This is a genomic window from Pseudomonas sp. RC4D1 (genome assembly GCF_018390395.1).
GTDB classification, from domain to species: domain Bacteria; phylum Pseudomonadota; class Gammaproteobacteria; order Pseudomonadales; family Pseudomonadaceae; genus Aquipseudomonas; species Aquipseudomonas danubii.
Window position 1 is genome coordinate 620,263 of record NZ_JAHBAW010000001.1, and the last position, 19,731, is coordinate 639,993.

The window sequence follows — 19,731 nt, forward strand, 5'->3', positions numbered from 1 at the left end:
AGGGAAACCCCGGCCTGCCTGTACCAAGGCCCCCAAAAGTGGGAGGGGCTGATCGCCTTGGGGGCGATGAGTCCCGGTGTAAAGAAGGGGATTCCCGGCCTGCCTGTACCAGGGTCCCCGAAAGGGTTGTGGGCGCGTCGCTCAAAGCGTGATGAGCCCGGTGTTAAAGAGGGAAGCCCCAGCCTGCCTGTACCGAGGTTCCCGAAACCTTGGGCTCGTCGCGATGCGCGTGATGAGCCTGGTGTTAAAGAGGGAATTCCCGGCCTGCCTGTACCGAGGTTCCCAAAAACGTGGCCCGTCGCTGTGAGCGTGATGGGCCGGGTATTAAAGAGGGGAATCCCCGGCCTGCCTGTACCAAGGTCCCCTAAACTGGGTAGTGATGGGGTTATTGCAGGGGGCGTGCCAACTCTGGCTAGTGCTGCATGAATTGCCTGGACAGAAAGCCGAAAGCCCCGGAATCCGGGGCTTTTGCGTTTTCGAAGGGATAATTTTCAGATTTGAAGGCCAGGCCTTGAATGACGATGCTGTGCTCGATTGCGGTTCATCGCGCCTTCGGGCAGTGCATGCACCCCATCCTGGTGCACGCACATCCTCGTTGTTGGGGGGAGGGCTTCAGCCTTCTTCGCTTTCGTCCTCGTCGCCACCGTCCACCTTCATCCCCAACTCCTTGATCTTGCGGGTCAGGGTGTTGCGGCCCCAGCCCAGCAGCACTGCGGCGTCGCGGCGGCGGCCGGCGGTGTGCTTGAGGGCGGTCTCGATCATGATCCGTTCGAAACTCGGCACCGCGCTGTCCAAAAGGCTTGACTGGCCGCGGGCCAGGGCCTGATCGGCCCACTGGCGCAGGGCCTGTTCCCAGTTGGTTACCGGCGCCGAATCCTGGGGCAGGCTCAACAGCTCCGGCGGCAGGTCGCTGATGTGCACCTCGCGCCCCGACGCCATGACGGTGATCCAGCGGCAGGTGTTCTCCAACTGGCGCACGTTGCCCGGCCAGGGCAGGTTCTTCAGGTATTCCTCGGTTTCGTTCTTCAGCAGCTTGGGTTCTACCGCCAGCTCCTGGGCGGCACGGCTGAGGAAGTGCTTGGCCAGGGTCGGGATGTCTTCGCGACGGTCCGACAGGCGCGGGATATGGATGCGGATCACGTTGAGGCGGTGGAACAGGTCCTCACGAAACTTGCCGGCGTGCACCAGGGTTTCCAGGTTCTGGTGGGTGGCGGCGATGATCCGTACATCGACCTTGACTGGAGTATGTCCACCGACCCGGTAGAACTCGCCATCGGCCAGAACCCGCAGCAGACGAGTCTGGGTATCGGCCGGCATGTCGCCGATTTCGTCGAGGAACAGGGTGCCGCCATCGGCTTGCTCGAAACGTCCACGGCGCAGGTTGGCAGCGCCGGTGAAGGCGCCTTTTTCATGGCCGAACAGCTCGGACTCCATCAGGTCCTTAGGGATAGCCGCCATGTTCAGGGCGATGAACGGCGAAGCCGCCCGCGGGCTGTGGCGATGCAGGGCGTGGGCCACCAGTTCCTTGCCGGTGCCGGACTCGCCGTTGATCAACACCGTGATGTTGGAGTGACTCAGGCGCCCGATGGCGCGGAACACCTCCTGCATCGCCGGCGCTTCGCCGATGATCTCCGGGGTGCGGGCCAGGGTCGGGGCCACTTCCAGGCCCTGCTGCTCCTGAGCATGCTGGTTGGCACGCTTGACCAGGGACACCGCCTCATCCACATCGAATGGCTTGGGCAGGTACTCGAAGGCCCCGCCCTGGTAGGAGGCGACAGCGCTGTCCAGGTCCGAATGCGCGGTCATGATGATCACCGGCAGGCGCGGGTGCAGCTCGCGAATCCGCGCTAGCAGGTCGAGGCCGCTGGCACCGGGCATACGGATGTCGGAGATGATCACGTCTGGCTGCTGGCGTGCCAGGCGACTCATCACCCCGTCGGCGCTGTCGAAGCTCTGGGTGGTCATGCCTTCTTGTTGCAAGGCTTTCTCCAGGACCCAACGGATAGAACGGTCGTCATCGACGATCCACACGGTTTCACTACGGCTCATGTCGATGGGCTCCTTGTTCCAGAGGCAGAAAGATCGAGAAGGTGGTGTGGCCGGGATGGCTGTCACATTCGATCAGGCCCTGGTGCTGGCTGATGATGTTCTGAGTAATGGCTAGACCCAGCCCGGTACCGTCCGGGCGGCCGCTGACCATGGGGAAGAAGAGGGTGTCCTGCAGCTCGGCAGGGATGCCCGGGCCGTTGTCGATGATCTCGATCTTGGTCACCAGGCGATGGCGCACATGGCCGATGGTGAACTGGCGCATGGTGCGGCTGCGCAGGGTGATGCGCCCCAGGCGCATTTCGTTCTGGCTGCTGATGGCTTGCATGGCGTTGCGCACGATGTTGAGCACCGCCTGGATCATCTGCTCGCGGTCGATCAAAACGTCGGGAATGCTCGGGTCGTAATCGCGTACCAGGGTGATGCAGCCCTGGCTTTCGGCTTCCACCAGGCTGCTGACCCGCTCCAGCACTTCATGGATGTTGGTCAGAGCCAGGGACGGCAGCTTGTTCGAGCCCAGCATGCGGTCCACCAGGTTTCGCAGGCGGTCGGCCTCTTCGATGATGACGTTGGTGTAGTCCTTGAGGCTTTCCTCGGGCAGCTCCCGGGCCAGCAATTGTGCGGCGCCGCGAATCCCTCCCAAGGGGTTCTTGATCTCGTGGGCCAGGCCGCGCACCAGCATCTTGCTGGTTTCCTGCTTGGACAGCTGGGCCTCTTCCTTGGTGATGCGCAGCAACCGGTCGCGGGGGTGGACCTCCAGCAGCAGCAAGGTATCGCCATTGCTGAGGATCGGCGTTACCGCGTAGTCGACGGTCAGGGTCTGGCCGGTCAGGGCGGTGAGCATGGCTTCGCGCTTGGTGAAGGGGTGCGCCTGTTCCACCGCCTGGCGCAGGGAGCTCAGGGCCTCGGCGGATTCGGTGAACAGCTCGCTGATGAATTGCCCATGGCTGCGCTGGCCGCTGATGGCCAGGAGCATCTCCGCCGCCGGGTTCATGTACTCAAGGCGCAGGTCGGCGTTGAGCAGGATGGTGGCGGTGGTCAGGTTGTCCAGAAGCAGACGGTGCAGTGGGTCGCTGATGGTCATGGGTAAGTGGTGACCTCTTTTGAAGCAAGACAATCCGGGGCCGGTCCCGAATTGCGCGCGCGGGTAAGGCGCTGATGTGGAGAAAATGCAAAAACCAAACCAAGGCTCCGAAAAGAAGCGTCCAAGCCCTGAAACAGCCGTTTGAAGCTCGATTGCGTGGCGCTTTGCCAGCCCCGGCGGGTATTTTCGAACCAAAATGGGCTGTAAATGGTCTCCGGGTGCAACTTGTTGCACCAATATAGTGCATGAATCTGCATGGTGCTTGCGCGGTGCTCGACGGTGTGGGAATCAACGCCCGTTTTTCAGCGGCCGCTGTCAGGGCGCGGGTTTAAAGTGCTCGAACCTAATGCTTCAAGGTTTAGGATGCGGCCATGGAAAACGCCCCTCTGCTGTTCCAGCTCCCCGATGACGACACCCTGTACCAGGCCCTTCTGGATCGCGACCCGGCCTATGAAGGCTTTGCCTTTGTCGGGGTGAAAAGTACCGGTGTGTTCTGTCGCTTGACCTGTGCCGCGCGCAAGCCCAAGCGTGAGAACACGGTGTTCTTCAGCTCCATCAAGGGCTGCGTCGAAGCGGGATTCCGCGCCTGTCTGCGTTGTCGCCCCCTGGAGCGGGCCGGAGTGCAGGAGCCCTGGGTGCAGACCCTGCTGGATCAGTTGCAAAGCGATCCCGAACGCCGCTGGTACGAAGACGACCTGAGCCGCCAGGGGTTGGACCCGTCCACCGTGCGTCGCGCGTTCAAGCGCTACTTTGGGGTGACCTTCCTGGAAATGGCCCGCCTGCGACGCATGGGCCAAGGCATGCAGCAGCTGTCCTGCGGAGAGTCGGTGATCGAGGCGCAGATCAGCGCCGGCTTTGATTCCGACAGTGGCTTTCGCCGTGCCTTTGCCCGCCTGGCCGGCCAGCCGCCGTCGAACCTGCGGGGGCGCGAGTTGCTCAAGGTGGACTGGTTGCAGACTCCTATCGGCGTGATGCTGGCGGTGGCCGACGCCCAGGTCCTGCATCTGCTGGAGTTTTTCGATCGCCCGGCCCTGGCCAATGAGCTGCAAAACCTGCAAAAGAGCAGCGGCTCCAGCATAGGGTTTGGACGTTTCGCCCCTATCGATCAAATCGAGGCCGAGCTGCAGCGTTATTTCGCCGGAGAAGCCGACGGTTTCCACACTCCCCTGGCGATGAACGCCTCGCCCTTTACCCGAACGGTATGGCAGGCCTTGCGCGCCATCCCTCTGGGCAGTACCTGCAGTTATGCCGAAGTGGCGAGCCGGATCGGCTCGCCGTCAGCGGTGCGTGCCGTGGCCCGGGCCAACGGCGCCAATCAGATCGCCATCGTCATCGCCTGTCACCGGGTCATAGGTAGCGATGGCGCGCTGACCGGCTACGGCGGCGGACTGTGGCGCAAGCGCTGGCTGCTGGAGCACGAGCGCCGCATGGGCACTGCGCAGGTTCACTCCGCGAGCGGGCTGTAGCGGGGCGGTTGAAGTGAGCTCAGCGGCGATGGGCCCGCAGTAGGGTGAAGGTGATCGGCGCGCTCTGCTGCAGGACCCGCTCGCCGTCGAGGACCTGCACTGCCAGGCGATGTTGGCCACGGTCGATATTCACCAGCGGCAACTCAGGACCCCGGCTCGGGGTTCCATACGCCTGATCGTCCAGCAGCAGACGCAGGCGATGCTGCGGCTGCAAGTCCGGCACCAGCGCCACCTGCACCGTGAAGCTGCCGTTATTGGCCCGCAGCGCGCCGTGCGCTGGCACGCCCTGCAACTGCAGTTGGGCGTAAGGTTCTGCACTGGCGGGCAGCGCCGTTATCCACAGCAGGCAAAAAGCAGCGACGCGCATCACGGTGATTCCAGCCCTTTACAGGTTCGCGGTTGAAAGGCTCAGCATAGGGCGACGCGAGGCTGGGCGCGGGCGTGGTTAACCTTTGAACACACATAACTCAGCGGTGGCGCGGACCATTGCCAGTTGGCGCAACGGGTCGCGACTGGCGGCCTGATTGGCCTGGGCCAGCCATTGCGGGCATTGGCGATCGCCGGCATGGGGGCTGAAGTCGGCCAGTTGCTGCAACAGGCGTTTTTGTAACTGATCAAGTTGTGGACGGATCTGTCCGGCCAGGTCCTGGCGCGGGGTGTCTGGCGCCCGACCTTGCAGGTGCCAGCTGGACAGCTTGGCGTACTGCACCAGTTTGTTGGCTTCGATCTGGGCGGCGAAGAACTGCCCAACCCTTTCCTCGCTCAGGTGATAGGTGGCGGCCTGGGCCGTGGCGCCGGCAATTACCTGCTGTTCCCTAGGCCGGTCCTCCACCGCCTTGTGGCTGTCCCATTTGCTCAGGGCCACCTGATCGGCAATGGCCAGGCGTTCGCCGATGCTGCCGAGCAACGGGGCGAGAGCGGCGGGGGCTTCGGTGGCGCAGGCGGCTGTGGTGAGCAGGCTGCAGGTCAGGGCGAGGCACAAGTTGAGGCGCGAAGTCATGGGCGGGCTCGGCAGATAAGAGAAGGGCGGCGCCCATGATGCACGCAACCACCCCGGGCAGGGCAAATGTGCGGGCATAAAAAAGGCCTCCCGAAGGAGGCCTCTTGATCACGCGGCTTGCGCCGACGCTACCGGATCAGCAGCTGTAGTACAGCTCGTATTCCAGTGGGTGTACGAAGGTACGGACCTTGATCTCTTCTTCGCTTTTCAGGGCGATGTAAGCGTCGATGAAGTCGTCGCTGAAAACGCCGCCTTTGGTCAGGAACGCACGACCTTTGTCCAGCTCTTCCAGGGCTTCCTTCAGGCTGCCGCAAACTTGTGGGATCTCTTTGGCCTCTTCAGGCGGCAGGTCGTACAGGTTTTTGTCAGCGGCGTCGCCAGGGTGGATCTTGTTCTGGATACCGTCCAGGCCGGCCATCAGCAGAGCAGCGAAGGCCAGGTATGGGTTGGCAGCCGGGTCCGGGAAACGGGCTTCGATACGGCGGGCTTTAGGGCTCGACACGTAAGGAATACGGATCGAAGCGGAACGGTTGCGTGCCGAGTAGGCCAGCATGACCGGGGCTTCGAAGCCTGGAACCAGACGCTTGTAGGAGTTGGTGGCCGGGTTGGTGAAGCCGTTCAGGGCCTTACCGTGCTTGATGATGCCGCCGATGAAGTACAGGGCGGTATCGGACAGGCCGGCATAGCCTTCGCCAGCGAAGGTGTTCTTGCCGTCTTTCCAGATCGACATGTGCACGTGCATGCCCGAGCCGTTGTCACCGTACAGTGGCTTAGGCATGAAGGTGGCGGTGCGACCGTAGGCGTCGGCCACGTTGTGCACGACGTATTTCAGGGTCTGGGTTTCGTCGGCCTTCTTCACCAGGGTGTTGAACTTGACGCCGATTTCGTTCTGGCCGGCAGTCGCCACTTCGTGGTGGTGAACTTCAACGGTCAGGCCCATTTCTTCCAGTGCGTTGCACATGGAGGTACGGATTTCGTGGTCGTGGTCGAACGGTGGAACCGGGAAGTAGCCGCCTTTGACGCCTGGACGGTGTCCCTTGTTGCCGCCTTCGATGTCCTGGTCGGACATCCAGGAACCTTGTTCGGAGTAGATCTTGAACATGGAACCGGAGATGTCGGACTTGAATTTCACTTGGTCGAAGATGAAGAACTCTGGCTCTGGACCGGCGAATACGGTGTCGCCGATGCCGGTGGCTTTCAGGTGCTCTTCGGCGCGCTTGGCGATGGCGCGTGGGTCGCGGTCGTAACCTTGCATGCTCGAAGGTTCGATGATGTCGCAGACCAGGATCAGGGTCGGTTCTTCGGTGAACGGGTCCAGCACGGCGGTTTCGTCGTCCGGCATCAGGATCATGTCGGAGGCTTCGATGCCTTTCCAGCCAGCGATGGAGGAACCGTCGAACATCTTGCCGGATTCGAAGAAGTCTTCATCCAGCGCATCACGGGCCGGCATGGTCACGTGATGTTGAGTGCCCTTGGTGTCAGTGAAGCGCAGATCAATCCATTTGACGTCATGATCTTTGATGAGTTGAACCGACTTCGACATAGTGTCCTCCGGGTGGCTTCGGGCTTGGTGTTGGAGTGCCCTTAGAATGTGGGTGATGCCGGCGCGAATACTCTGCCATGGCAACCTGCCTCACAAGGGAGCAAATTGCATGCCAGTGCCCCGAGATGGGTTTTCTGCCCCAAAATCACGCTTTCTGCGGCGGATTTGGCCTAATGCCGGCATTTGGCGCACTGCAATGTAGCGTCTTCTTTGATAAATGACCCGTTTTGGTGCACCTAAAACCTTCTGCACATTAATTGGTTAAACCTTGAGCAATTTCCGCTATAATCCGCGCCCCCCTTTTTCGGCTGGCCCAGCGCGCGCAGTTTTCATGAAACTAATCGTTAAAGTTTTCCCGGAAATCACCATCAAGAGCCGCCCGGTACGGATGCGTTTCATCCGTCAGTTGGCCAAGAACATCCGTGCCGTGCTCCGCGATCTGGACCCGGCCGTGGTGGTCAATGGTGTGTGGGACAACCTCGAGCTGGAAACCGCCCTCAGCGAGCCCAAGGCCCTGAAGGAGCTGACCGAGCGCCTGAGTTGCATGCCCGGCATCGCGCATTTCCTGCAGGTTGACGAGTACCCGCTGGGCGACTTCGACGACATCGTTGCCAAGTGCAAGCAGCACTTCGGCGAGGCCTTGCCCGGGAAGATTTTCTCGGTGCGCTGCAAGCGTGCCGGCAAGCATGAATTCAGCTCCATGGACGTGGAAAAGTACGTTGGCAGCCAGCTGCGTCGGCAGTGCGGTGCCGCCGGCATTTCCCTCAAAGAGCCGGAAATCGAAGTGCGGATGGAAATTCGCGACCAACGGTTGTTCGTGATCCACAGCCAGCACAACAGTATCGGTGGCTACCCGCTGGGCGCCCTGGAACAGACCCTGGTGCTGATGTCCGGCGGCTTCGACTCCACGGTCGCCGCTTATCAGGTCATGCGCCGTGGCCTGATGAGCCACTTCTGCTTCTTCAATCTGGGCGGCCGTGCCCACGAACTGGGCGTGATGGAAGTCGCGCACTATATATGGAAGAAGTACGGCAGCTCCCAGCGGGTGCTGTTCGTCAGCGTGCCGTTCGAGGAAGTGCTCGGGGAAATTCTCGGCAAAGTCGACAACAGTCATATGGGCGTCATTTTGAAGCGTATGATGTTGCGTGCCGCCTCAAGCATCGCCGACCGTCTGCACATCGATGCACTGGTGACTGGCGAGGCGATTTCCCAGGTGTCCAGCCAGACGTTGCCCAACCTGTCGGTGATCGACTGCGTGACCGAGAAGCTGGTGCTGCGCCCGCTGATCGCCAGCCACAAGCAGGACATCATCGACCTGGCCGAAGAGATCGGCACCGCCGACTTCGCCAAGCACATGCCGGAGTACTGCGGGGTCATCTCGGTGAACCCCAAGACCCATGCCAAGCGCCATCGCGTCGAGCATGAAGAGAAAGAATTCGATATGGCGGTGCTCGAGCGTGCGATCGAGCGGGCCAAGCTGGTGCCGATCGATCGGGTGATCGACGAGTTGGGCCAGGATTTGCAGATTGAAGAAGTCAGTGAGGCGCTGGCCGGTCAGATCGTCATCGACATCCGTCACCCGGATGCCCAGGAAGACGACCCGCTGGAGCTTGCTGGCATCGAAGTACAAGCGCTGCCGTTCTATGCATTGAACGCCCGCTTCAAGGAACTGGACCCTACGCGCCAGTACCTGCTGTATTGCGACAAAGGCGTCATGAGTCGCCTGCATGCTCACCATCTGCTCAGTGAGGGACATGCCAATGTGCGCGTTTATAGACCGAGCTAAGTGCCCGGGGATGTTCGCCTGTGGCTTGCGTCACCGGCCCCCCGACGCCGCCGTCCAGCTGTAACGGCCAGGCCTGACTCTATTGTTAATCGCTGCCAGCATTTGTCAGCACACCGAATCCTCTGATCGAGATACACAAGTGATCGAAAATCTACGCAACATCGCCATCATTGCCCACGTTGACCATGGTAAGACCACCCTGGTAGACAAACTCCTGCGTCAATCCGGCACCCTGGAGCGCAACGAGCTCAACGACGAGCGCGTGATGGACTCCAACGACCAGGAAAAAGAACGCGGTATTACCATCCTGGCGAAAAACACCGCCATCAACTGGAACGGCTACCACATCAACATCGTGGACACCCCGGGCCACGCCGACTTCGGCGGCGAAGTTGAGCGCGTAATGTCCATGGTCGACTCCGTGCTGCTGCTGGTCGACGCTCAAGACGGCCCGATGCCGCAAACCCGTTTCGTGACCAAGAAGGCGTTCGAAGCCGGCCTGCGTCCAATCGTGGTAATCAACAAGGTTGACCGTCCGGGCGCGCGTCCTGACTGGGTTCTGGACCAGATCTTCGATCTGTTCGACAACCTGGGTGCCACCGAAGAACAGCTGGACTTCAAAGTCGTCTACGCCTCGGCCCTGAACGGCATTGCCGGTCTGGACCACACCGAAATGGCTGAAGACATGACCCCGCTGTACCAGTCGATCGTCGACAACGTGCCAGCGCCAAGCGTTGACCGTGACGGTCCGTTCCAGATGCAGGTTTCCGCTCTGGACTACAACAGCTTCCTGGGTGTGATCGGCGTTGGCCGTATCGCTCGCGGTCGCGTCAAGCCCAACACCCCGGTTGTGGCCATCGACGTCAACGGCAAGCGCCGTAACGGTCGTATCCTCAAGCTGATGGGTCACCACGGCCTGCACCGTGTAGACGTTGAAGAAGCCGCTGCTGGCGACATCGTCTGCATCAGCGGTTTCGACGAGCTGTTCATCTCTGACACCCTGTGCGATCCGACTGTTGTCGAAGCGATGAAGCCACTGAGCGTCGACGAGCCAACCGTTTCCATGACCTTCCAGGTCAACGACTCGCCATTCTGCGGTAAAGAAGGCAAGTTCGTGACCAGCCGTAACATCAAGGAACGTCTGGACAAAGAGCTGCTGTACAACGTTGCTCTGCGCGTTGAAGAAGGCGACTCGGCTGACAAGTTCAAGGTCTCCGGCCGTGGTGAGCTGCACCTGTCGGTACTGATCGAAACCATGCGTCGCGAAGGCTTCGAGATGGGCGTTGGCCGTCCTGAAGTGATCATCCGTGAAGTGGATGGCGTGAAGCAGGAACCGTTCGAAAACGTCACCATCGACATCCCTGAAGAATCCCAGGGCAAGGTCATGGAAGAGATGGGCCTGCGTAAGGGCGACCTGAGCAACATGGTTCCGGATGGCAAGGGCCGTGTACGCCTGGAATACAACATTCCAGCCCGTGGTCTGATCGGTTTCCGTAACCAGTTCCTGACCCTGACCAACGGTGCAGGCATCCTGACCTCGATCTTCGATCGCTACGCTCCGATGAAGTCCGGCCACATGTCCGGCCGTCAGAACGGCGTACTGGTATCGGTAGAAACCGGCAAGGCCCTGACCTACTCCCTGGAAACCCTGCAGGCGCGCGGCAAGCTGTTCGTCGAGCACGGCCAGGAAATCTACAACGGTCAGATCGTTGGTCTGAACAGCCGTGACAACGACCTGGGTGTGAACCCAACCAAGGGCAAGAAGCTCGACAACATGCGTGCTTCGGGTAAAGACGAAACCATCGCCCTGGTTCCACCTGTTCGCTTCACCCTGGAACAGGCTCTGGAATTCATCCAGGACGACGAGCTGTGTGAAGTGACTCCTAAGTCCATCCGTCTTCGCAAGAAGATCCTGGACGAAGGCGAGCGTACCCGCGCTGCCAAGAAAGCCAAGAACTGAGTCTTTAGTTCCGGCTGAATGAAAACGCCCCCGGTCGCGAGACCGGGGGCGTTTTTTTATGCCTGGAGAAAACCTGTAGCCGCTGCCGAGCCTGCGAGGCTGCGACCGGGCGCGCAGCGGCCGTCAACCCAGGCGGCGCGTGGTGCCTGAGCTACCGCGCTGGCCGTCTTGCGGCTGCCTTGCAGCCGTACGCAGCCTCGCGCTGCTCGGCAGCGGCTACAGCAGCGTTAGCTGCGGTGGGAGGTGGGCAGCCTAGCAACCTGAAGGGCAGGGGATCAGAAACGTTCCAGGGTTCGACTGCTGGTATTGGTCGGGCGCTCCTGGGGCTTGGGCTTGTAGGCGCAGTAGCCCGGGCGCGGGCCGATCTTCGGGTGGTTGCGGCAGGTGTCCGGGCGCTTGTCATAAATGGTGCACAGGCGGCTTTTACGATCCAGATACAGGCAGTCGTTGTTGCTCATGCGCTGCAAGGTGAAGATTTCCGACTTCTGGTTGTAGCGCTCGACGATGCCTTCTTTCTGCAGGCGCTTGGCAATGTTCTTCGCCGGTTCGCCGCGCTCGAATTCGTCGACGATACCAATGCGGATCAGGTCCTTGATCTTCACTTCCACCGGCAGGGTGCAGCAGCTGGACATGCAGGAACCGCACATGGGCGCGGTGTATTTGGCCCAGGTATCGAGACGGTCGATTTCCGCGGCGGCGATCAGATTGGACTTCATCAAGGTGGTGCTTCCGGCATGTTCCAGGGCGCGCGATCATACCGGGACTGGTGGATTTTTGAACGACTTTAGGTCGGATTTTTCTTGTGTTCCTTGCGATTAGTCCCTGGCGGCACGGCATCTGCATCTTTTTCCCCGCAGGCGCGCAAGGCTCTCTCGTGAGTCGAGCCATTTGAGACAGCGCCGAACCAGAGCCTTCGCTCCGTGTCAGACCGACTAGGCTCAGACCATTCCATGCTCACTGTGTATCTCGTCAGAGGTCGTATCGATGACTCAGGAATCCCTTGTTCGTGACGCTGAGGTGGCCGCCTTTCGCGAAGCCGTCTTGACCAAACTCACCTACGCGGTTGGCAAAGACCCGGATCACGCCTTCGACCACGACTGGTTCGAGGCCATTGCCCTGGCGGCGCGGGACCATATGGTCGATCACTGGATGGATCACACGCGACAGATGTACCGCAAGGGTCAGAAGCGGGTGTATTACCTGTCCCTGGAGTTCCTGATCGGTCGCTTGCTGTTTGACAGCCTGAGCAATCTTGGTCTGCTGGACGTGGCCCGCGAGGCCCTCACCGATCTGGGGGTGGACCTGGAACGCATCCGCCTGCTGGAGCCCGATGCGGCACTGGGCAATGGTGGCTTGGGGCGCCTGGCGGCGTGTTTCATGGAGAGCATGTCGACCCTGGGCCTGGCCGGTCACGGCTACGGTATCCGTTACGAGCACGGCCTGTTCCGCCAGGCGATTGTCGACGGCTGGCAGCAGGAGCAGACCGAACACTGGCTGGATTTCGGCAACCCCTGGGAGTTCGAGCGCCCCGAGGTGATCTACTCCATCGGCTTTGGCGGCAGCGTCGACAGCGTGACCGACGAAGCGGGCAACATTCGCCAGGTCTGGCGGCCGGTGGAAACCGTCAGGGCGGTGGCCTATGACACCCCAGTGGTGGGCTGGCGTGGGGCCAGCGTCAACACCTTGCGTCTGTGGCGGGCCAGGGCCATGGAGGATTTGCACCTGGAGCGTTTCAACGCCGGTGACCACCTGGGGGCGGTGGCGGAAGTGGCCCGGGCCGAGAGCATCTCCCGGGTGCTGTACCCGGCCGACAGCACCGAGGCGGGCCAGGAACTGCGTCTGCGCCAGGAGTACTTTTTCGTCTCGGCGTCGTTGCAGGATTTGCTGCGGCGCCACAAGAACATGCACGACTCGGTGCTCAGCCTCGGCGAGCACGCGGCCATCCAGCTCAATGACACCCACCCGTCGATCGCCGTGGCCGAGCTGATGCGCCAATTGGTGGACCTGCACGGCATCGCCTGGGATGCGGCGTGGCAGGTCACCGTGCAAACCCTGTCCTACACCAACCACACCCTGTTGCCCGAGGCCCTGGAAACATGGCCGGTGGGCCTGATGGAGCGCATGCTGCCGCGGCACATGCAGATCATCTATTTGATCAACGCCCAGCACATCGACTCGTTGCGGGCCAAGGGCATGCACGATTTCGACGTGCTGCGGGCGGTGTCGCTGATCGAGGAAGACAACGGTCGCCGGGTGCGCATGGGCAACCTGGCGTTCCTCGGCTCCCACAGCGTCAATGGTGTGTCCGGCCTGCATACCCAGCTGATGCGCAGCACGGTGTTCTCCGAGCTGCACAAGCTGTACCCGGAGCGGATCAACAACAAGACCAACGGCATCACCTTCCGCCGCTGGCTGTATCAGGCCAACCCGCAACTGACCGAAATGCTGGTGGACGTCCTGGGCCCCGAGCTGCTGGACAATCCCGAGGCGCTGCTACTGGGGCTGGAACCCTTCGCCGAGAAAGCCGCCTTTCGCAAGCAGTTCGCCGAACAGCGGCTGCACAGCAAGCGTGCTTTGGCGGCGATCATCCATGAGCGCCTGGGCATCGCGGTCAACCCGGCGGCGCTGTTTGATGTGCAGGTCAAGCGTATTCACGAGTACAAGCGCCAGTTGCTCAACCTGCTGCATACCGTGGCGCTGTACCAGGCGATCCGCGCCGAGCCGGAAACCGATTGGGTGCCCCGGGTGAAGATCTTTGCCGGCAAGGCGGCCGCCAGTTATCACCAGGCCAAGCTGATCATCAAACTGACCAACGACATCGCCCGTACGGTGAACAGCGACCCGACTGTACGTGGCTTGCTCAAAGTGGTGTTCCTGCCCAACTACAACGTCAGCCTGGCGGAAAGCATCATTCCCGCCGCCGACCTGTCGGAGCAGATCTCCACCGCCGGCTTCGAGGCTTCGGGCACCAGCAACATGAAGTTCGGCCTCAACGGCGCCCTGACCATCGGCACCCTGGATGGTGCCAACGTCGAAATGTGCGAGCAGGTGGGCGCCGAACACATGTTCATCTTCGGTCTCAGCGCCCAGCAGGTGGAGGCGCGCAAGCGCAATGGCGAATTCAGCGCGGTGCCGGATATCGCCGCCTCCCATCGGCTCAGCGATGTGCTGCAGGCGATTCGTGGCGGGGTGTTCTCCCCGGATGATCCGTCGCGTTACACCGGGCTGATCGATTCGCTGATCGACTACGACCGGTTCCTGGTCTGCGCCGATTTCGATGCCTACTGGAGTGCCCAGGCTCGGGTCGAGGAGCGTTGGCACGACGCCAAGGAATGGTGGCGTTCGGCGGTGCTCAACACGGCGCGCATGGGCTGGTTTTCCTCGGACCGGACCATCCGTGAATACGCCACGCAGATCTGGAAGGCGCTGGAGTGAGGCGTTTGGGAGAATTCTCAAACTGTGCATAAGGCCCAACGTTTGTTGGGTCGGGTCGATATACTGAGCGCCGATTTTATCTCCCGGATGGTGTCTTTCGGGCCACGCTCGGCTTCCAATCGGGGACAGACCTTCGCCGGCAAGCCGGCGCCTACAATCTCCGTAGGGGCCGGCTTGCCGGTGAACGCGTCAACACAGCTGTACCTGTCCTTTAGTGGACCGCTTAGGGATATCGACACATGCAATGGATGTTCATGCTGTTGGGGTTGGTGCTGGGGTGGATCGTTGATGAGTCCATCAGTGATGCCCTGATCGGTGCCCTGCTGGGCCTGGCTGTCGGCCTGGCCATTCGCTTCGGCGCCCTGCATCGCCAGGTTGTCGACCAGCACCGCGAGCTGGAACAGGCGAAAAAGGCCCTGGCCACCCTGGGCCAGCGTCTTGCGCTGTTGGAAAGCAACGCTAGCCCCGCCGCCGAACCTGCGGCCGACCCCCTGGTCAATGCCCCGCTTGCCGAGGCTCGCGCAGGCACGAGCGCCGCGGCGGAACGCGAAGACCTGCCTGAATTCATTCTTGATGAAGTCCAGCCTGTGGAGCCGGCTGCCCCCGAGCTGGTCTGGGAACTGCCCGCTGCGGTGCGTCCTGCCGCGGCAATCCAAGCCAGCCAGCCGCTGCCGGAGTCGGTCTGGCAACCCGGGCCCCAGGTGTCGTCCCGGGAGCCACAGCCAGCTGCCGCCCCTGTCGACCTGCAACCGAACCTGATCGAACGCGCCATCAGCGGTGCACGCAACTGGCTGTTTGGCGGCAACACCGTGCTGCGGGTCGGCGTGGTGCTGTTGTTCCTCGGCCTGGCCTTCCTCCTGCGCTATGCCACCGAAGGCATGGTGGTGCCCATCGAATTGCGTTATGCCGGAGTGGCGGCCAGCTCCCTGGGCCTCTTGGGGCTGGGTTGGTGGCTGCGGCGACGCAACAGCAACTACGCGCTGATGCTCCAGGGCACCGGCATCGCCGTGCTCTACCTGACGGTGTTCGCGGCCATGCGTCTGCATCCGTTGCTCGACCCTTCTGCGGCTTTGGGCCTGCTGGTGGCCGTGACCGTGTTTTCGGCGATCCTGGCCATTACCCAGGATGCCCTGGGTCTGGCGGCGGCCGCCGCCCTGGGCGGTTTTGCCGCGCCCATCCTGACGTCCACCGGCGCCGGCAGCCATGTGGCGCTGTTCAGCTACTTCGCCCTGCTCAATGCCGGCATCCTCGGCATTGCCTGGTTCAAGGCCTGGCGCCTGCTGAACCTGATCGGCTTTGTCGGCACGTTCGGCATCGGTTTCGCCTGGGGCCTGCGTTCCTATGCCCCGGAGCTGCTGTGGAGTACCGAGCCGTTCCTGATCCTGTTCTTCCTCATGTACCTGGCCATTGGCCTGCTGTTTACCCGGCGCAAGCTGCTGGAAATGACCGATGCTCCGGCGGACGCCGATCGTCAGGCGCTGCTGCACTGGTCCGCACGCAAGGGTGACTACGTCGATGGCAGCCTGCTCTTCGGCCCGCCGTTGGTGGCTTTCGGCTTGCAACTGGCGCTGGTCCGGCATCTGGAGTTCGCGGCGTCTTTCAGTGCCCTGGCCCTGGGCTTGATCTACATGGTCCTGGCGCGGGTGCTGATGGGCGGTCGCGCCCTGTTGCTGGGGGAAACCTGCCTGGCTCTGGGGGGGATTTTCGCCAGCCTGGCCATTCCGTTGGGTCTGGATGCGCGCTGGACGTCCGCGGCCTGGGCCGTGGAGGGCGCGGGGATCTTCTGGCTCGGCCTGCGTCAGCAGCGGCCATTGGCCCGGGCCTTCGCCTTGCTGTTGCAGGTGGGCTCGGCCCTGGCTTTCCTCAGCGAATTGAGTCCCGGGAACACCAGCCTGCTGGCCGGTGCGCCTTTGGGGGCATTGCTGCTCGGTGGCGCGTTGCTGTTCAGCTTCGACCAACTGCGACGGGCCGATAAGTCCTTGCCTTCGACCTGGGAGCAGGGCATTGCGCCGCTCTTGGGGGTGCTTGGGCTGGGTTTCCTGTATCTGCTGGCGCCCTTGTTCTTCTTCACCCAGGGCACGGCCATCAGTTGGGCCCTGGCCGGGCTGGTGACCTTGTGGGTCGGCCTGCGCCTGCAATCGCGGGCCTTCCTGTTCACGGCATTTGGCGTCCAGTTGCTCGGCGGGGCCTTGTTCCTGATGCGCCTGCAAGGGGCGGACGGCGACGCCAGCGCGGTCTTCAGCGCCGGCTGGAGCGGCCTGATGAGCGCCTCGCTGATTGGGCTGGCGCTGATTGGCGGCATGCTCCTGGCCGCCCGCAATGACATGGTGCGCAACGACCCGCGCTTGTTGCGGGGGCTGTCGGTGGTGCTGCTGGCGGGCTTGATGATGATCAACCTGGCGGTGCTGTTTGTGCTGCCTTGGCGTACCGCCAGTGGGGTCTGGGCCGCCAGCGGGCTGTTGATCATCTGGCTCAGCCTGTACTTGCAGCAGCGGGCCAGTTTTGTCTTTGGCCTGGTGCTCCAGGTGATTGGCGGCAGCACCTTCCTGCTGGCCGGTTCGGACTGGTATTTCGTGGCGGTGGCGGACGCTGCGCGGCCCCTGGCCAATGGCGACTTCTGGACGCCGATGGTCCTGGCCCTGGCGGCGCTGGTAGGGGCCTGGCGCTTGCAGCGGGGCCATCATGGCTCGGCGTTCGATGCCTTGAGCCTGGGGCGCCTGTCCGACCTGTTGTTGGCCTGGGGGGCTTGCTGGTGGGCCTTTACCTGGCTCAAGGAGGTACTGCGCTTCGCCCCGGCCCATTGGCAGGCGAGCCTGTTGCTGCTGATCACCGCCGCCAGCGTGCTGCTCTGTGCGCTGCTGACGGTGCGCCTGCAGTGGAAGTCCCTGGGGCTGGTGTGCAGCCTGCTGATACCGGCGGGCGCCCTGGTGCTGCTGGCGGCTTGGGCACCGCGTTATCACCCGGCGGCGGATCTGGGCTGGCTGGCCTGGACCCTGCTGTTCGCCGTGCACTTCTTCAGTCTGCGGCGCCTGGCGGCATGGCTGCCGACGCGGGTCCTGAGCATCGCCCATGTGCTGGGTTGCTGGCTGCTGCTGGGGGTGTTGGCGCTGGAACTGCGCTACGCCTTGCTGCTGTTGTCCGAGCAGTACAACGCCTGGCGCTGGCTGGGCTGGGCGATCCTGCCGAGCCTGTACCTGGTGGCCATGGCCACGCCGCGCCATTGGCCGTGGCCGGTTGCCGCGCATTCCAGGGAGTACCGCCTGTATGCCGCGCTGCCCCTGGCGGTGTTGATGCTGGGCTGGTTCTGGCTGGCCAATACCTTCAGCGACGGCCGTGCCGAGCCGTTGCCTTACTTGCCGCTGCTCAATCCCCTGGAGCTGGGGCTGCTGTTTGCCCTGTTCGGGGTCTATGTGTGGTCCCACAGTGCGGTGCAGGTGCTGGCGCTTCGGAGCGATTACGCCGAGCGCGGCGCCCAGTTGGTGGCGGGGGTTTCCCTGTTCGCCTTCTTCACCGTGCTGGTCATGCGCGCGGCTCATCATTGGAGCGGTGTGCCGTTCCAGGCGGATGCGTTGCTTGAGTCGATGATGGTCCAGGCCGGGCTGTCCATCGTCTGGACCCTGATTGCCCTGGGCTTGATGATTGGCGGGCATGTGCGCCATCGCCGCGAAGTCTGGCTGATCGGCGCGGCGTTGATCGCGGTGGTGGTGGCCAAGCTGTTCCTGGTGGAGTTGAGCAACCGTGGCGGGCTGGCGCGGATCGTCTCTTTCATCGGGGTTGGTGTGTTGTTGCTGGTGGTGGGGTATTTCGCCCCCTTGCCGCCCAAGCGGGTCGAGGCCGAGCCTGAAGCCGGCAAGCCCTTGAATGAAGGAGTGTCGTCTTGAGTCAGAAGTTGAACCTGGGCTGGTGGGGGGCTGCGGGCCTGTGTGTGGCACTGTCCGCCGTGGCCCAGGACAAGCCCGGGGACTTCAAGTCCCAGGTGCCCTTGACCCTGAGCGGCGAAGGCCCCTGGTACCGCCTGGAGCTGCCGCTCGCCGTGCAGCTCCAGGCCAGCCAGACCGATCTGCGGGATATGCGCGTGTTCAACGCTGCCGGCGAGCCCCAGGCCTATGCCGTGGCCCGTCAGCAGGCGCAGACTCGCGAGCAGCGCAGCCTTGCTGATGTGAAGTGGTTCCCGCTGTACAACTCGGCGCAAGCTGGCGACAGCATCCCCAGTGTGCGGGTGCAGTCCAACGCCAATGGCACGCTGGTGGAAGTGCAGCCGGCCACTGAGTTGGAGGCGGGTGAAGAAGTCCTGCGAGGCTGGTTGCTGGATGCCAGCGCCATCAAGGCGCCGCTGCAACAACTGGTGCTGGACTGGACCAGTGAGCGCGACGGTTTCCAGCGTTTCAGCATCGAGGCCAGTGACGATCTGCAGCACTGGCAATCCTGGGGAGAAGGCCAGGTGGCACGGCTGTCGTTTGCCGACGAGCGGGTCGAGCAGCATGAGGTGGCTTTGCCCGGGCAGTCGGCACGTTACCTGCGCTTGCTGTGGAACACCCCGCAGGCGGCGCCGGTGCTCACTTCCGCGCAGTTGCAGAGCAGCACCACCAGCAGCCTGCCGTCGCCGCTGCTGTGGTCGCAACCGCTGGGCGGCACGGCCGCCAAGGCCGGTGAGTACAGTTGGCAGTTGCCCAAGGGGCTGAATGTCGAGCGCGTGCGGGTCGAGCTCAAACAGGCCAATAGCCTGGCGCCCGCAACATTGTACGGACGCCGTGAGAGCAGCCTGCCCTGGCAGCCCCTGAGCAATGGCCTGCTGTACCGCCTGACCCAGAACGGCCAGGACGTGCAGCAGAACGAACTGCAATTGCCGGGGCAGACCGTGCAGCAGCTCAAATTGACAGTGGATGAGCGTGGCGGCGGCCTGGGCGCCGAGGCGCCGACCCTGCAATTTGCCGTGCGCGGCACGCAACTGGTGTTCCTGGCTCGTGGCGCCGGGCCCTATACCCTGGCACTGGGCAACCCGACCGCAACAGCGGCCAACCTGCCGTTGGCCACCCTGATTCCTGACTACAGTCCGCAGCGTCTCAAGGAACTGGGCCAGGCCAAGGTCGAGGGCGCGGCGCAACTGACGACGTCCACTGCGACGTCGCCGGACGTCGCCGTGGCCAGCGGGCCTGACTGGAAAAAAATCGGCCTGTGGGCGGTGCTGCTCCTGGGGGTACTGGCATTGGCCGGCATGGCCTTCAGTCTGCTGCGCAAGCCGGCGGTCAAATCCTGAGCGGTTGCGGGGATGGCAGAGGGCGCTGTGGCCAGTCATGCCTGGGGTTTTGTGGCTACGCTGAAACCGGTGCCTGAACTCTATCTGCCGGTTCCCTGTCTGAGAGGAGGAAATGCGCCCCGACTCGCGTTAAACTGCGCGGGTTTTTAGTCCC

The 19,731-nt window shown here is 62.7% G+C and carries 11 protein-coding genes and 1 pseudogene; 6 read left to right on the forward strand and 6 right to left on the reverse strand.

The features are described 5' to 3' along the window. Positions 1-612 precede the first annotated feature (612 nt). Complete coding sequence (gene ntrC / locus KHO49_RS02910; protein WP_016963311.1) at positions 613-2,049, reverse strand: nitrogen regulation protein NR(I); 1,437 nt, start codon at positions 2,047-2,049, stop codon at positions 613-615. Further along, positions 2,039-3,130, reverse strand: a complete 1,092-nt coding sequence (glnL, locus tag KHO49_RS02915; protein ID WP_102862743.1) for a nitrogen regulation protein NR(II) — start codon at positions 3,128-3,130, stop codon at positions 2,039-2,041. Before glnL ends, ntrC begins: the two co-directional genes overlap by 11 nt. A gap of 371 nt (positions 3,131-3,501) precedes the next feature. Here glnL and KHO49_RS02920 point away from each other — a divergent pair, with 371 nt between their 5' ends. Beyond that, positions 3,502-4,596 carry a bifunctional transcriptional activator/DNA repair enzyme AdaA gene (locus KHO49_RS02920; RefSeq protein ID WP_110595369.1) on the forward strand — a complete coding sequence of 365 codons (1,095 nt, stop codon included), beginning with the start codon at positions 3,502-3,504 and terminating at the stop codon, positions 4,594-4,596. Between the two features lie 19 nt (positions 4,597-4,615). Here KHO49_RS02920 and KHO49_RS02925 read toward each other — a convergent pair. The 3 genes and pseudogenes from KHO49_RS02925 to glnA form a co-directional block, all read right to left on the reverse strand. Continuing rightward, positions 4,616-4,921: pseudogene (locus tag KHO49_RS02925) on the reverse strand (DUF4124 domain-containing protein); the annotation flags it as partial. Positions 4,922-5,041: 120 nt separating this feature from the next. Next, on the reverse strand, positions 5,042-5,596 hold the full coding sequence (locus KHO49_RS02930) for a chorismate mutase (protein ID WP_170002053.1): 555 nt from the start codon (positions 5,594-5,596) through the stop codon (positions 5,042-5,044). Positions 5,597-5,732: 136 nt separating this feature from the next. Then, positions 5,733-7,139: a glutamate--ammonia ligase gene (gene glnA / locus KHO49_RS02935; protein WP_016965623.1), complete on the reverse strand. Its 1,407-nt coding sequence runs from the start codon at positions 7,137-7,139 to the stop codon at positions 5,733-5,735. Between the two features lie 331 nt (positions 7,140-7,470). On the opposite strand from glnA, the gene thiI reads away from it, so the two are divergent. Beyond that, complete coding sequence (thiI, locus tag KHO49_RS02940) at positions 7,471-8,925, forward strand: tRNA uracil 4-sulfurtransferase ThiI (protein WP_102862749.1); 1,455 nt, start codon at positions 7,471-7,473, stop codon at positions 8,923-8,925. Between the two features lie 139 nt (positions 8,926-9,064). Further along, the gene (gene typA / locus KHO49_RS02945) at positions 9,065-10,885 is read left to right on the forward strand and encodes a translational GTPase TypA (RefSeq protein ID WP_025130242.1); all 1,821 of its coding nucleotides are present in this window, start codon (positions 9,065-9,067) and stop codon (positions 10,883-10,885) included. Positions 10,886-11,160: 275 nt separating this feature from the next. On the opposite strand, the gene KHO49_RS02950 is transcribed toward typA, so the two are convergent. Beyond that, on the reverse strand, positions 11,161-11,604 hold the full coding sequence (locus tag KHO49_RS02950; RefSeq protein WP_170002055.1) for a YkgJ family cysteine cluster protein: 444 nt from the start codon (positions 11,602-11,604) through the stop codon (positions 11,161-11,163). A 265-nt stretch (positions 11,605-11,869) separates the two neighbouring features. Here KHO49_RS02950 and KHO49_RS02955 point away from each other — a divergent pair, with 265 nt between their 5' ends. From KHO49_RS02955 to KHO49_RS02965, 3 genes are all read left to right on the forward strand, one after another. Continuing rightward, the gene (locus KHO49_RS02955) at positions 11,870-14,320 is read left to right on the forward strand and encodes a glycogen/starch/alpha-glucan phosphorylase (protein WP_102882117.1); all 2,451 of its coding nucleotides are present in this window, start codon (positions 11,870-11,872) and stop codon (positions 14,318-14,320) included. Positions 14,321-14,559: 239 nt separating this feature from the next. After that, positions 14,560-18,201, forward strand: a complete 3,642-nt coding sequence (locus KHO49_RS02960) for a DUF2339 domain-containing protein (RefSeq protein ID WP_213664591.1) — start codon at positions 14,560-14,562, stop codon at positions 18,199-18,201. Further along, the gene (locus KHO49_RS02965) at positions 18,198-19,577 is read left to right on the forward strand and encodes a DUF3999 domain-containing protein (RefSeq protein WP_213664592.1); all 1,380 of its coding nucleotides are present in this window, start codon (positions 18,198-18,200) and stop codon (positions 19,575-19,577) included. The genes KHO49_RS02960 and KHO49_RS02965 overlap by 4 nt, the downstream gene beginning before the upstream one ends. Positions 19,578-19,731: the final 154 nt, after the last annotated feature.

Bases quoted from the DNA above. Each gene is read 5' to 3' on its own strand.
- ntrC (WP_016963311.1), bottom strand. From the start codon at position 2,049: ATGAGCCGTAGTGAAACCGTGTGGATCGTCGATGACGACCGTTCTATC.
- glnL (WP_102862743.1), bottom strand. From the start codon at position 3,130: ATGACCATCAGCGACCCACTGCACCGTCTGCTTCTGGACAACCTGACC.
- KHO49_RS02920 (WP_110595369.1), top strand. From the start codon at position 3,502: ATGGAAAACGCCCCTCTGCTGTTCCAGCTCCCCGATGACGACACCCTG.
- KHO49_RS02930 (WP_170002053.1), bottom strand. From the start codon at position 5,596: ATGACTTCGCGCCTCAACTTGTGCCTCGCCCTGACCTGCAGCCTGCTC.
- glnA (WP_016965623.1), bottom strand. From the start codon at position 7,139: ATGTCGAAGTCGGTTCAACTCATCAAAGATCATGACGTCAAATGGATT.
- thiI (WP_102862749.1), top strand. From the start codon at position 7,471: ATGAAACTAATCGTTAAAGTTTTCCCGGAAATCACCATCAAGAGCCGC.
- KHO49_RS02955 (WP_102882117.1), top strand. From the start codon at position 11,870: ATGACTCAGGAATCCCTTGTTCGTGACGCTGAGGTGGCCGCCTTTCGC.
- KHO49_RS02960 (WP_213664591.1), top strand. From the start codon at position 14,560: ATGCAATGGATGTTCATGCTGTTGGGGTTGGTGCTGGGGTGGATCGTT.